Source organism: Corallococcus praedator, from assembly GCF_003612125.1.
In the GTDB taxonomy this organism is placed as follows: Bacteria; Myxococcota; Myxococcia; order Myxococcales; family Myxococcaceae; genus Corallococcus; species Corallococcus praedator.
In genome coordinates this window covers 1-13,539 of the sequence record NZ_RAWI01000259.1, presented here as the reverse complement: position 1 = coordinate 13,539, position 13,539 = coordinate 1, and the positions used below count along the sequence as shown (strand labels likewise).

Genomic DNA, 13,539 nt, shown 5'->3' with positions numbered 1-13,539 from the left:
CGGTAGGGCCCACCGTGCCGCCGCGAGCAGCGGGTGGGGCGGCTTGAGGGGCGGCGGCACGGTGGGCCCTACCGGCTGCGGGTCGCTGGGAGGGAGGCCTTCATCCACCGTGTCGTCTCCTGCCCCTGCCGCCAGGGGCGGAGGGTGGGGTGCCGCGTTCGCTTCGAGGTGCCGCGGGCCGTGTCGCTCAGGCCCGGTGCAGGTAGCCGCGGATGTCGTCCGCGAGCGGGTTCTTCCGGGGCAGCTCGGCCGCCGCGGCAGGGTCGCCCAGCTTCAGCTTCTTGTCCTCTTCCACGAGGATGCGCTGATCCAACAGGTACTCCACCGCGTTCTCGAGCGTCGTCTTCGCCAGCGACTCGGAGGCGGTGATGCGCCCGGCGTTGTACTCGACGCGTCCCGTCTCCAGCGCCAGCTTGGCGAAGGACTTGCGGTCGGTGGCGGCGCCCGAGGCCACGTCGGGCAGGGTCATCGCCGCCAGCAGGTAGGCCTCCAGGAAGTCGCGCAGCAGGTCCGCCAGGAACTCCAGCTCCGGCAGCGCGTGGGCCTCCGGCGCCAGCTTGAGCGTGTCACCGTCGTGGATGACCAGGCCCATGCGCCCGAGCCGCTCCACGCACTCGGCGAAGATGGTCTCGAACGACGCGCCCACCCGGTAGATGAACTCCACCTTGAAGAGGCGCGACAGGAACAGCGCGCGGGCCTTCACGGTGTCGTACGGCGCGGGTGTGCCGGCCAGCAGCGCGTTGGCCACGAGGCTGCGCGCGGCCACCAGGTTCATCAGCGTGTTCTTGTAGAAGGACATCTCCGGACGGCGCGAGTCCTCCACCTGGTAGCTGACCTCGTTGCGCGCTTCCTTCGTGCGCACCATCTCGTCGGAGATGAACTCCCGCATGGCGTCCTGGATGGGCCCCAGCGTCTCCGGGTTGCTGGGCGCGTTGACCAGCTCCGGGGACAGCCGCGCTCCATCCTCCACGGCGATGCGGCGCAGCAGGCTGATCCGGTCGGTCAGCTCGCGCTGGGTGAGGCCGCGCCGGCGGTGGGCCAGCAGCGACGCGCTCACCAGCGCGTGCGGCGTGACGGTGGACACCTTGCTGATGCCGTACATCACCCGGTTGCCCAGCGCGCGCACCAGGCCCTTCTTCTGCTCGTCCGTCACCGGCTCCTGCGGCGACAGGCCACGCGCCTTCATGAACTCCACCAGCGACAGCGGCTCGTCGAACGTCAGGTGGATGCGTCCGTAGCGCGCGGCCAGCACCTTGGGCGCGCTCAACAGGGCCTTGAGGTCCTCGGGCTTCTTCTCCCCGCCGGCCAGCTCCTTCGAGTAGCTGTCGGACTCCACGACCTTCTCGTAGTCGATGGAGACGGGCACGAAGTAGAGGTCGTTGCGCGCGCCGTCCAGCACCGCTTCCACCTGCCACGTGAGCATGCCCAGCTTGGGCGTGAGCAGTTTGCCCGTGCGCGAGCGGCCGCCCTCGGGGAAGAACTCCTGGTGGATGCCGTCGTGCACCAGCTTCTTGATGTACGCCTTGAAGGACGCGGCGTAGACCTTGTCGCCCTTGAACGAGCGGCGCAGGAAGAACGCGCCGCAGCGGCGGAACAGCGGGCCCAGGGGCCAGAAGGACAGGTTGGCGCCCGCGGCGACCAGCGGCGCGGTGTAGCCGCGGTTCCACAGCACCCAGCTCATCACCAGGTAGTCCACGTGGCTCTTGTGGCTGGGGCAGAGCACCACCGGCGCCCTGCCCGCGGCCTTGAGCGCGCGGTGCAGGCCCGCCTCGTCCACGCCAATGCCGTCGTAGATGCGGTTGAACACCCACTCCAGCATTGGCGCGATGAGCGCCAGCACGGACGGGTTGGGCCTGGCCGCGATGGCCTCCAGGTTGCGCTTGGCCTCGCGCTGCACGCTCGCGGGCTTGCGGCCGGTGGCGGCCGCGTGCTCATCCAGCACCTTGCGCAGCTGACGGTCGCGCAACGTCTCCTCGATGAGCCGGTCGGTGGGCTTCTGCGGCGGGCCGAACACCGCGCGCGTCTCCCGGGCCAGGTACACGTGCAGCGCGCTGCGCACCTTGCGCGCCAGCACCTCGTCGGTGGCCTGGGGATTCTCCTCGATGAAGCGGCGCAGGTCGATGGGCTCTCCCACGCGGAACTGCGCGCGCTTGTAGTTGCGGAAGAACGCCACCATCGAGTGCACGAAGCCCGGCGCTTCCGGGCTGCCGAACACCACGTCGCGCCAGCCCGGCTTCAGCTTGGCGGCACGCTTCTCCCAGACGAACAGCTCCGGCACCAGAAACACCGGCTTGTCGGCGCCACGCGCCAGCCGCACCAGGGCGGGGAAGGGGTCCTCGCGCGTCTCCTTGCCGGAGGCGTGCAGCAGCGCCGTGCGGCGCAGGAACACGAGCCCGCTGCCGCCCTGCTGCAGGGCATAGCGGAAGCGCTCCTCCACCGCGCCATTCTGGGCCGTCTGGCGCCAGGGCCGGGTGAACCAGGGGCGCAGGTTCACCACCGCGCGGATGGGCGGCATGGCCCGACGGACCATGGCCCACGCGATGTAGAGGAAGTTGATCCACGCCGTGGTGCGCATGACGTGCACCACGAAGCCCCGGGCGCTGAGCGCACGCAGTTCGTCCTCGGCCTCGGGGGGGAAGTGCACCCCGTCGAAGTACCGTGCCCCGAGCACCCGGGACATGGGACCGAATTCCTCCTTCAAGGCCTCTCCTTGCGTCACGGTCTGCACCAGCGCGGTATCCACGGCAGCCCCCCAGGCTACATGTTTTCCGGCGTCGGGATGCCCAAGAGGGTCAGGCCCGCCGCCAGGGTGATGCGCGTTGCGTCCGTGAGGGCCAGGCGCGCCGCGCGCAGCGCGTCATTGTCCTCCACGAGGATGCGCTTCTCGCGCTCCTTGTTGCCGGCGGTGTAGTAGCGGCTGTAGGCCGCCGCCACGTCCAGCAACAGGCGCGCGACGAGGCTCGGCTCGTACTGCTCCGCCGCCGCGCGCACCGTGTCCGGCAGACGCATGAGTTCGCGCACCAGGGCCTGCTCCTCGGGGAGCGTCAGGAGCGCCGGATCATGGCTCGCCGGAACACCGCCGCCCTTGCGCAGCACGGTCGCACTGCGCGCGTGCGCGTACTGGAGATAGGGACCGGTGTGCCCCTCGGGGCTGGTCACCTCGTCCCAGTCGAAGGTGTAGTCGCTGGCGCGGTTGTGCTTCAGGTCACCGAAGACGATGGCGCCCAGGCCGATCTGCTCCGCGAGGCCATCGGGATCCTCTGTCACGAGGTTGCCCGAGGCGATGTTCGCCTCCACGAGCTTGAGCACGCGCTCCTTGGACTCGTCCAGGACCTGATCCAGCTCCACCACCTGGCCCTTGCGCGTGCTCATGCCGTGGATGCGGCCGAACGGCACGTGGATGCACTTGTCCGCCCACGGCTGTCCCATCTCCGTGAGGGTGCGGAACACCTGGCGGAAGTGCAGCGCCTGATCCTGCGCGACGACGTAGAGCGACTTGTCGAAGTTGAACCGCGCGTGGCGGTCCTCGGCGGCGGCCAGGTCGCGCGTGGCGTAGAGCGTGCTGCCGTCGTTCTTCTTCAGGAGGACGGGCGGCTCGTTCTCCGCGTAGGGCATGTCCACGATGATGGCGCCCTGGGACTCCTTCACGCCGGGCTTCTTCGCGATCTGCGCGATGACGGCGTCCATGCGGCCCTGGTAGCGGCTCTCGCCCTCGATGTGCTCGAAGTCGATGCCCATGCGCTTGTAGACGCGCTTGAAGCCCTTGAGGCTCGTCTCCCGGAACTGGTTCCAGAGCTTCATCGCCTCCGGCTCGTTGGCCTCCATGCGGCGGAAGAACTCGCGGGCCTTCTCGTCGAAGGCGGGGTCTTCACCGGCGCGCTTGTTGGCCTGGACGTACACCTGGACCAGGTGTGCCATGTCTTCCCGCAGCTCCTCCTTGCCGAACTCCTGGAAGCCCACGGCCACGAGGCCGAACTGCTTGCCCCAGTCCCCCAGGTAGTTGATGCCCTCCACGCGCCAGCCCAGCGCCCGGTAGAGGTTCGCGATGCAGTGGCCCAGGAACGTGGTGCGGATGTGGTGGAAGCCAATGGGCTTGGCGATGTTGGGCGACGAGTAGTCGATGACCACCGTCTTGCCCTTGCCCTCCTCGGCGTTGCTTCCGTACGCGATGCCTGCCTGGCGCACGCTGTCGATGACCTCCTGGGTGAAGGGCAGGGGAAGGAAGCGCGCGTTGACGTACGGGCCCACGGCCTTCACCTCCAGGCCGGGAACCTGGAGCGACTGCGCCAGCGACGCGGCGATGGCGGGCGGCGCCTTCTTCTGCGCCTTGGCGAGGGGGAAGGTGGCGAAGCTCAGGTCGCCGTGCGCGGGATCCGCGGGCTTGACCTGCGCATCGATGTCGGAGGCGGGGACGCCCAGGGCCCCGGCAAGAGCCTGGGCGAACGCGGCGCGGTAGCGGGAATAGACGGAAGTGCTCATGGGCCGCGCGGATACTACCCAAGGCGGGGCGCCTTCCTGCCACCTCTTCTGTGGGGAAGGCGCCCGGGACGTCGTTCAGGGCACTGCGGGGCCGCGGTTCTTGGGGCGCACCACCGCGGCCACGGTGTCCAGCAGCTTGGGCAGCTTCAAGGGCTTCTCGAAGAACCCGTCGATGCGATCCGGACCTTCACCCGAGGTGAGGGACGCGACGTCGCTGGCGCCGGAGATGATGTAGACGACCACGTCCGCCAGCGACTCGGTGGTGCGGATGTAGTGCAGCACGGAGCGTCCATCCTCTCCGGACAGCCGCAGGTCCAGCAGCACCATGGCCGGCCGGATGTGGGACAGGATGGAGCGCGCCTCGGCGGCACCGGAGGTGGCCATCACCCGGTAGCCCTCCTGCTCCAGCACCTGCTCCAGCACCTCGCGGCAGTCCACATCGTCCTCCACCAGGAGGATGCCGCCCGCCTTGGGCGCGGCCTGATTCAGGTCCGGGGCGCTGACGGCGCTCGCGAACAGGGGCAGGACCATCTCGAACGTGCTGCCCTCGCCCAGGATGCTGGAGGCGTCCACGCGGCCGCCGTGCAGCGCGACGATCTTGGCGACCAGGGGCAGGCCCAGGCCCGCGCCCGGGGGACGCGGCATGCCGGGCTGCGCGCGGTAGAACGAGTCGAAGACGTGCTCCAGGGCCTCGGCGGACATGCCCTGGCCGGAGTCCTTCACGGTGAGGGTGCCCAGGCCCTCGCCGGACGCGACGCGCACCTCGACGACGTCGTCCGTCTCGCTGTGGTGGATGCCGTTCTCGACGAGGTTGTGGATGGCCTCGGAGATGCGCTCGCGGTCGCCGCGGACGAACACCTCCGGGCAGGGCGGAATCACCACCCGCACGCGGCTGTGCTCGGCGACGGCGCCCAGCCCGCGCACCACCTCTTCCGCCACGGCCTTGAGGCCGAAGGGGCGCTGGTTGAGCTGCATCTTCCCGGAGGACAGCCGGGACATCAGCACCAGATCGTTCACCTGCTGCAGCAGCCGGTCGGAGTTGCGGTCGCAGATCTGCACCGCGCGGCGCTGTCCGTCCGTCAGGGTGCCCAGCTTCTCCCGGCCCAGCATGGCCAGGTAGGCCTTGATGGTGGTGAGCGGGTTCTTCAGGTCATGGGACACGTTGCCGAGCAGCTCCTCGCGGTTCTGCTCCAGGCTCTTGAGGCCCGCGATGGCCGTCTGCAGGTCCTTGTTGCGCCGGGCGCTGTCGTCGCGCAGCCGGGCCACCTCGTAGGCGGCGGTGAGCTGGGACGCCAGGGACTGCATCAGGATGTCGGACGCCTTGCGCCGGGCACCCAGGACGACGAGCACGCCCGTCACGCCCTGCGGACCCTCCAGGGGCACGGCGACGGTGTCGTCCTCGCGCAGGAGCACCTTGTCGGTGAAGCACCGGCCCACCACGCCCTCGCCCGGGACGGCGGCGGTGACGCGCTCGTCGTAGCGACCGCGCACGTGCTCGACGTGGAGCTGGTTGCGCGACGGAAAGTGGCGCGCGACGTAGCAGACCTTCGGCTTGAGCAGCGTGTGGAGCGTCTGGAGCTGGGCGCGCAGGGCCTCGGTGGGGCCCGCGTTGTCTGTCAGCTGACGGCCCATCTCCAGCAACGCCTGCGCGGCGGAGTCCGTGTCCACGGGGGGCGGAGGCTTCGCCGCCCGTTTCGGTGGGGCCTTCTTCGCGGGAGTGGCGGCGGGACGCAGCGGCACCACTTCTGCGAGCTGCGGATCCTTCTTCTTCGAGGGCACGCGTGAATCCTGCTTCATGTCTCGCGTGGGAGGAAACCGCCCTGGTGCCGGCCAGCCCCCGGGGAGGGGGGCCGTGTCAGGTGCCCGACAGCCCGGACGTTCGCCGCCTGCTCTAGGCCCGGCGCTGGATGCGGCCGTCCTTGTCCAGGCTGAAGGGCTCCACGAGGGCGGACTGCACCTTCTCCTGGTAGCCCTGCACGCCAAACCCGCTCTCCGCGAGAGCGGCCAGGGCGGCGGTCTGCACGCGCCGGGCGGTGTCCTCGTTGGTGAGCAGCTGGAGCAGGGGCTCGCGCGCCGGCTCGTACTTCAGGGGCCCCAGGAGGTTGATGGCGGCGATCTTCACGTCATCGGACATGTCCTCCAGGAAGGGGAGGACGGCGGGGGCCACGCGCGGATCCTGCTTGCCCACGACGTGGTGGAGCAGGACGACCTTCTTCTCCGGGTCGCGCGTGTAGCGGGACGACAGGTGCTGGAGCGTGTCGACGATGACGCCCATCAGCGCGTCCTCGGCCAGCAGCTCCTGCAGCACGCGCAGGGCCCAGGACGTGGCGTGGTCGCTCTGCTTGAGGAAGGCGCTCACCGGGGCGACCGCCTCCTGGCCAAAGCCCTTGATGAGCTCGAAGGTGTGCTCCTTCTCATCCGCGTCGGTGGTGAGCGGGTCCACGGTGATGGTGAACCGGCTGAGCAGCACCGTGACGGCCTCGGGGTACTTCATCTCCCCCAACTGCTGGAGGGCCTTCTGCCGCGTGGAAGGCTCCCCGTACTTCTGGGTCACCTTGGACTTGAGCTTGAGGGCTTTTTCGGGGCCCGAGCCGCCCGTGAGGAAATCGAAGAGACCCATAAATACGTACCCGCTCCGGATTCGGAAGGTGGAGGCGCCATGTAGGACGGGGCGCCTTCCAGGACAAGAGACAACAAGAGGTACCACGCGGCAACCCCACTACAGATTCAACTCCCGGCGCACGTCGCCCCGGTAGGCCTTCGCCAGTGTTTCCGCGGCGGCGCGGGCCTCGTCGGTGGCGTCCTCGGGCACCTTCACCTGGAGGAGCAGGTACATGTCGCCAGGCGTTCCTCCCCGAAGCGACGGTACGCCGCGCCCCTTGAGCCGCATCTTCCGGCCGGACTGCGAACCGGGGGGCACCCGCAATGTCACCTCACCCTGGAACGTAGGCACGCGCACCTCGCCGCCCAGCAGCGCCTCGGCCACCGTCACCGGCAGGTCCAGGTACAGGTCGTCACCCTCGCGGCGCACCAGCGGATGCTCGGCCACCTCCGTCTCGATGTAGAGGTCGCCGGGAGCCCCGCCGTGGACACCGGCCGCACCCTGGCCGCCGAGCCGCACCTTGGAGCCCGTCGTCACGCCCGCCGGAATCTTCACCGTCAGCCGGGTCGTCTCCTCCTGGAGGCCGCTGCCGCCGCACTGCGAGCAGGACTCCGGGGCCCGGCCGCTGCCACGGCAGGTGGGGCATACACCCGAGCCGCCGAACATGGCCCCGCCCCGTCGCGCCCGGCCCGTGCCGTTGCAGGTGGGGCAGCTGACGAGCTTCCCGGTATGCCCCTCGCCATGGCACTTGCCGCAGCGGCCCGGGCGCTGGAGGGACAGCGTGCGCTCGGTGCCGGACACGGCCTCGGCGAGCGAGATCTGGACCTTGGTGGTCAGGTCGTCGCCGCGCTCGGCGGCCGTGGCCCGGCTGCCACCCCGACCCCGGCCGAAGAGGTCGCCCACGTCGAAGCCACCACCGTGCCCGCCGCTCCCCGAACGTCCGAAGATGTCGTTGAACAGGTCGCCCAGGTCCACGCCCTCGGTGCTGAAGGGAATGCCCCCGCCGCCACTGCCCCCGGCGGCCTGGGCCGCTCGGTACTGGCGGTAGGCGGTGGCCTTCTTCTCGTCGAAGCCGATCTTCTCCGCGTCCTCGCCGAACTCGTCGTAGAGCGAGCGCTTCTTCGGGTCGCCCAGGACCTCGAAGGCGCTGTTGATGCGCTTGAACTTTTCCTCCGCCGCCTTGTTCCCGGGGTTGACGTCCGGGTGGTGCTGGCGCGCCAGCTTCCGGAATGCCTTCTTGAGCTCGTCCGCGGACGCCGTCCGTGGCACGCCCAGAATCTGGTAGTAGTCGTCCGCCATAGTTCTCGCCGTGCAGTACCCGACAGCCAAGAACGTAACCAGTGGGTCGGTGAGCGCCAGCACGGGATGTCGAGACAGGGCCGGGATGGTTACAGTCGCCGGAAGATGAGGAAGGCCATGCCATCACCGCGCGGGCATCGGATGGTCCCCCTGTGGCTGGCGTTCTGCCTGCTGGGGACCTCCCTCGGGCCCGGGTTGACGGCCCACGCCGCCGCCCCCCCGGCCGCCTCCATTCGGGAGGGCAGGGTGGTGGACCGCGTCGTGGCGGTCATCGAGGGCCAGGTCCTGACCCAGAGCGAGCTGGAGATGGAGGCCCGGGTGGCGCTGATCCAGCGAGGGGCCGTGCAGGTCGCCGCCCTGCCGCTGGACGAGCAGACCCTCCAGGGCGCCCTGGAACTGTCCATCAACCAGCGGCTCCAGGTCCTGAGCGCCGACCGCCTCCAGGCCTTTCCAGCCGAACCCTCGGAGGTGGAGGCCCGCCTGGACACCTTCCGCACGAGGCTGGGAGGGGAGGAGGCGCTGCGGCGCTTCCTCGCCCGACACGACGTGGACCAGGAGGCCCTGGTGGCCGTGCTGGCACGGGGGCTCCGGGCGGAGCGAATCCTGGACAGTCGGGTCCGGTTGAAGGCACAGGTGAGCGAAGCGGAGGTGCGCCACCACTACGACGAACACCGGGACGTGTACCCCGGCGAGTTCGATCAGGCGGCGCGCACAGCCATCCGCGAGCAGCTGGTGCGGGCGCGCTACGGGGAGCTGGCGGCACAGGCCCTGGCTGAAGTACGCAAGTCGGCGCAGGTGCGGCGGGTGGCGCCCTTCGCGCGGGAGGCACGGCGATGAGACGGCTGCGGGAGGACGGAACTCCCGAAAAGGCGCACGGTTTCGTGATCCGGCAGATGACCGTGGAAGACATGCCGGCGGTGATGGCGCTGGAGAAGGCGTCCTTCAAGAACCCCTGGTCCCACGAACTGCTCGGGCGCGAGCTCCAGCACGACTGGTCCACCATCCTCCTCGTGGAGGAGCCCCTGCCCGAGGGCGGCGTGGAGCTGCTGGGCCTGGCCATCTTCTGGATCGTCCACGACGAGGTCCACGTGCTCAACGTGGCCACGGCCCCCGTCCACCGGCGCCGGGGCGTCGCGCGCACCGTGATGGAGGAGGTCCTTCGCCGGGGCGTGGGGCGCCGCTGCTCCCTGGCCACGCTGGAGGTGCGCCGGGGCAACGAGTCCGCGCTCAACCTCTACCGCTCGCTGGGCTTCCGGGCGGTCGGCATCCGCCCGAACTACTACGCGGACGAGGGCGAGGACGCGATCGTGATGGTCCTCGACTTCTAGGGTTGCGCGGAGTAGAGCGTCCGGCCGTTGTCGTTGTCCCAGGTTTTTCGGGTGTCTGGTGGAATCACCCGGGTCCTCTGGCCGCTGCTGGCCCAGGGGCAAGCCATGCTTGACACCCGGGGGCCCCTCCCTATACTCGCGGGCCTTTCTGTAGCCTGTAGGTAGATATGCTCCGCTTTCGTGTATCCGGAAGCGGTTCCCATCGAAGAAGAGGTTTCAGTGCCGACCATCAGCCAGCTCGTCCGCAAGGGCCGCGAGAAGCTCAACATCAAGGGCAAGAGCCCTGCCCTGAAGGAGTGCCCCCAGAAGCGCGGCGTGTGCACCCGCGTCTACACCACGACTCCGAAGAAGCCGAACTCCGCGCTCCGCAAGGTGGCTCGCGTTCGTCTGACCAACGGGATCGAGGTCACCTCGTACATCCCCGGCGTGGGTCACAACCTCCAGGAGCACTCGGTGGTGATGATCCGCGGTGGCCGTGTGAAGGACCTCCCGGGCGTTCGCTACCACATCATCCGCGGCACGCTGGACTCCGTGGGCGTTGCCGGTCGCAAGCAGAGCCGTTCGAAGTACGGCGCGAAGCGTCCCAGCTAGTTTGTCCCCCGCGCGTCGTTGGCGCGGAACACCTTCGCTGTCCTTGAAGCTGTGTTGGACGCTGGCCCCACACCCTGGGGAGTGTCCCTGGAAGTCCAAGTCTTGAAGCCCCATCAGGCTTCCCTCAGTGAGGGAAGTGGGGCGTAAGGGAAGAGATGCCTCGTCGTCGCGTAGTCGCCAAGCGGAAGATTCTCCCGGATCCGAAGTTCCAGGACCGGCTCGTCACCAAGTTCGTCAACGACCTGATGCGCAAGGGGAAGAAGTCCATCGCGGAGGGCGTGTGCTACGGCGCCTTCGCCCTCATGGAGGAGCGCGCGAAGGAAGACCCCCTCAAGACCTTCAAGAAGGCCCTGGACAACGTCAAGCCGGTGCTTGAGGTCAAGAGCCGTCGTGTCGGTGGCGCCACCTACCAGGTGCCCGTGGAGGTCCGTCAGGATCGCCGCGTCGCGCTGGGCATGCGCTGGATCATCTCCTACGCCAAGGCGCGCGGTGAGAAGACCATGCAGGAGAAGCTGGCCGGCGAGATCATGGACGCCGCCAACAACCGCGGCAACGCGGTGAAGAAGCGTGAAGACACGCACAAGATGGCGGAGGCGAACAAGGCCTTCGCGCACTACCGCTGGTAGGTCCCGTCAGGGGCTTCGCGGTCGCCGCCCGGATGCGCTGCCAGCGTCCGGGCGGTTTTGTTTGTCAGCACGGCAGGTTCTCTGAGATGTCCGATCGGTCGGTGGAGAGGGCCGCTTCCGGTTCCTCCCGCCTCCCTGGAAGGAACTGACTCATGGCCCGCGAGTTCCCCCTCGAGCGCTACCGCAACATCGGCATCATGGCGCACATCGATGCCGGCAAGACGACCACCACCGAGCGGATCCTGTTCTACACAGGCGCCATCCACAAGATGGGCGAGGTGCACGAAGGCACCACCACCACGGACTGGATGGTGCAGGAGCGCGAGCGTGGCATCACCATCACGTCCGCGGCCATCAGCGCCTTCTGGGAGCGCGAGGGCCACCGCTACCGCGTGAACATCATCGACACGCCGGGTCACGTGGACTTCACCATCGAGGTGGAGCGCTCGCTGCGCGTGCTCGACGGTGCCATCGCGGTGTTCGACGCCGTGAACGGAGTGGAGCCGCAGTCGGAGACGGTGTGGCGTCAGGCGGACCGCTACAAGGTCCCGCGCATCTGCTTCATCAACAAGATGGACCGCGTGGGCGCGGACTTCGAGATGTCCGTCGGCACCATCCGCGAGAAGCTGGGCGCGCGCCCCGTGCGCATGCAGCTGCCGCTGGGCGCCGAGGACAAGCTCAAGGGCGTCATCGACCTGGTCCGCATGAAGGCGCTCGTCTTCCAGGAGCAGGAGCAGGGCAGCAAGGTCGATGTCGTGGAGATTCCGGAGGAGTTCCAGGCTGCGGCGGAGGCCGCGCGCGCGGAGCTGCTGGAGGCCGCGGCCGAACAGGACGACGCGCTCACGGAGAAGTTCCTCGAGGGCCAGGAGCTGACCGAGGAAGAGGTGCGCCGCGCCATCCGCAAGGGCTGCGTGGGCCTGAAGCTGTTCCCCGTGTTTTGCGGCTCGGCGTTCCGCCACAAGGGCGTGCAGCCGCTGCTGGACGCGGTGGTGGACTACCTGCCCAGCCCGCTGGAGGTCCCGCCCATCCAGGGAAAGACGCCCAAGGGCGAGGACGCGGTGCGCGAGACGCGCGACGATGCGCCCTTCAGCGCGCTGGCGTTCAAGATCATGAACGACCCGTCGTTCTCCTCGCAGACGCTGACGTTCCTGCGCGTCTACTCGGGAAAGCTGGAGGCGGGCACTGCGGTGTGGAACTCCGTGAAGGGCAAGCGCGAGCGCGTCAGCCGGCTCGTGCAGATGCGCGCGGACAAGAAGGACGAGCTCACCGAGTGCTACGCCGGTGACATCTGCGCCGTGGTCGGCCTGAAGCTCGCGACGACGGGTGACACGCTCTGCGACGACAAGCAGCAGATCGTGCTGGAGCGGATGGAGTTCCCCGAGCCCGTCATCGACATCGCCATCGAGCCGAAGTCCACTGCGGACCAGGACAAGATCATCCAGTCCCTGCAGCGGCTGGCGATGGAGGACCCGTCCTTCCGCGTGCGCACCAACGAGGAGACGGGCCAGACGCTCATCGCCGGCATGGGCGAGCTGCACCTGGAGATCATCGTCGACCGGCTCCTGCGCGAGTTCAAGGTCGACGCGAACATCGGCAAGCCCCAGGTGGCCTACCGCGAGACGGTGACCACGACGCAGACGGCGGAGGGCAAGTACATCCGCCAGGCGGGCGGCAAGGGGCAGTACGGCCACATCTGGCTGCGCGTGTCCCCGAACGAGCCCGGCAAGGGCTTCGAGTTCATCAACAGCATCACCGGCGGCGCGGTGTCCAAGGAGTTCGTGGACGCCGCGCGCGACGGTGCCCGGGAGGCCATGCAGAACGGCCCCGTCGCGGGCTACCCCATGGTGGACGTGAGGGTGGAGGCCTACGACGGCTCCATGCACGATGTAGACTCGTCCGAGATGGCGTTCAAGATCGCCGGCTCCCTGGCCTTCAAGGACGCGGTCCGCGCGGCTCAGCCGGTGCTCCTGGAGCCCATCATGGCCACGGAGGTCCTCACTCCGGAGGCGTCCATGGGCGACGTCATCGGCGACCTGAACGGCCGGCGGGGGAAGATCCTGGGGATGACGCCCAGGCCTGGCGGAGTGCAGGCCATCCAGGCGGAGGTGCCCCTGGCGGCCATGTTCGGCTACTCGACCGACCTGCGCAGCAAGAGCCAGGGAAGGGCGACGTACACCATGCAGTTCAAGCACTACGCAGCGGCGCCCAAGTCAGCGCTCAACCGTTGATGCCCCGCCCGCTGGGGAAGCCGCCGGGCGAATTGTATTGACGTTCCAGCGGCTTTGAAGCACACGCAGCACCGCTCGGGAGTTCTCCCAAAGTTCCAGACCGCCGGGGTTGCACCGGTGCCGTCCTGAGGAGTGGTTCATGTCCAAGGAAAAGTTCGATCGCAGCCTGCCCCACGTGAACATCGGAACGATTGGGCACGTGGACCACGGCAAGACGTCGCTGACGGCCGCCATCACGAAGGTGCTCGCCAAGTCGGGTGGCGCCACGTTCATGGCGTACGACCAGATTGACAAGGCGCCGGAAGAGCGGGAGCGCGGCATCACCATCTCCACGGCGCACGTGGAGTACAAGACGAAGAACCGCCACTACGCGCACGTCGACTGTC

General features: G+C 68.7%; 11 protein-coding genes. 6 read left to right on the top strand and 5 right to left on the bottom strand.

Translation table 11 applies throughout. The annotated features are described in order from the left end of the window. Positions 1 to 187 precede the first annotated feature (187 nt). The 5 genes from D7Y13_RS27715 to D7Y13_RS27695 form a co-directional block, all read right to left on the bottom strand. Positions 188 to 2,743: a 1-acyl-sn-glycerol-3-phosphate acyltransferase gene (locus tag D7Y13_RS27715; protein ID WP_120535984.1), complete on the bottom strand. Its 2,556-nt coding sequence runs from the start codon at positions 2,741 to 2,743 to the stop codon at positions 188 to 190. Positions 2,744 to 2,757: 14 nt separating this feature from the next. Then, positions 2,758 to 4,479 (bottom strand): arginine--tRNA ligase, encoded by a 1,722-nt coding sequence (argS, locus tag D7Y13_RS27710; protein WP_120582454.1) that lies wholly within the window; start codon positions 4,477 to 4,479, stop codon positions 2,758 to 2,760. A gap of 75 nt (positions 4,480 to 4,554) precedes the next feature. Beyond that, positions 4,555 to 6,258, bottom strand: a complete 1,704-nt coding sequence (locus D7Y13_RS27705) for a hybrid sensor histidine kinase/response regulator (protein WP_120535986.1) — start codon at positions 6,256 to 6,258, stop codon at positions 4,555 to 4,557. A gap of 112 nt (positions 6,259 to 6,370) precedes the next feature. Further along, positions 6,371 to 7,099: a HEAT repeat domain-containing protein gene (locus tag D7Y13_RS27700; protein ID WP_120582455.1), complete on the bottom strand. Its 729-nt coding sequence runs from the start codon at positions 7,097 to 7,099 to the stop codon at positions 6,371 to 6,373. Positions 7,100 to 7,198: 99 nt separating this feature from the next. Beyond that, positions 7,199 to 8,380: a DnaJ C-terminal domain-containing protein gene (locus tag D7Y13_RS27695; RefSeq protein ID WP_120535988.1), complete on the bottom strand. Its 1,182-nt coding sequence runs from the start codon at positions 8,378 to 8,380 to the stop codon at positions 7,199 to 7,201. Between the two features lie 117 nt (positions 8,381 to 8,497). On the opposite strand from D7Y13_RS27695, the gene D7Y13_RS27690 reads away from it, so the two are divergent. The 6 genes from D7Y13_RS27690 to D7Y13_RS27665 all read left to right on the top strand — a co-directional run. Next, positions 8,498 to 9,217, top strand: coding sequence for a hypothetical protein (locus D7Y13_RS27690; RefSeq protein ID WP_233595311.1), 720 nt, complete (start codon positions 8,498 to 8,500; stop codon positions 9,215 to 9,217). Further along, entirely contained in the window at positions 9,214 to 9,708 is a 495-nt protein-coding gene (gene rimI, locus D7Y13_RS27685; RefSeq protein ID WP_120535990.1) for a ribosomal protein S18-alanine N-acetyltransferase, read from the top strand. The genes D7Y13_RS27690 and rimI overlap by 4 nt, the downstream gene beginning before the upstream one ends. A gap of 219 nt (positions 9,709 to 9,927) precedes the next feature. Continuing rightward, positions 9,928 to 10,299 (top strand): 30S ribosomal protein S12, encoded by a 372-nt coding sequence (gene rpsL, locus D7Y13_RS27680; RefSeq protein WP_014395857.1) that lies wholly within the window; start codon positions 9,928 to 9,930, stop codon positions 10,297 to 10,299. Between the two features lie 155 nt (positions 10,300 to 10,454). After that, positions 10,455 to 10,925: a 30S ribosomal protein S7 gene (rpsG, locus tag D7Y13_RS27675; RefSeq protein ID WP_014395858.1), complete on the top strand. Its 471-nt coding sequence runs from the start codon at positions 10,455 to 10,457 to the stop codon at positions 10,923 to 10,925. Positions 10,926 to 11,077: 152 nt separating this feature from the next. Continuing rightward, a complete protein-coding gene (gene fusA / locus D7Y13_RS27670) occupies positions 11,078 to 13,153 on the top strand; it encodes an elongation factor G (RefSeq protein WP_120535991.1) in 2,076 nt (691 codons plus the stop codon). 139 nt (positions 13,154 to 13,292) lie between these two features. After that, a partial coding sequence (locus tag D7Y13_RS27665) for a GTP-binding protein (protein WP_233602280.1) occupies positions 13,293 to 13,539 on the top strand: 247 nt, incomplete at its 3' end.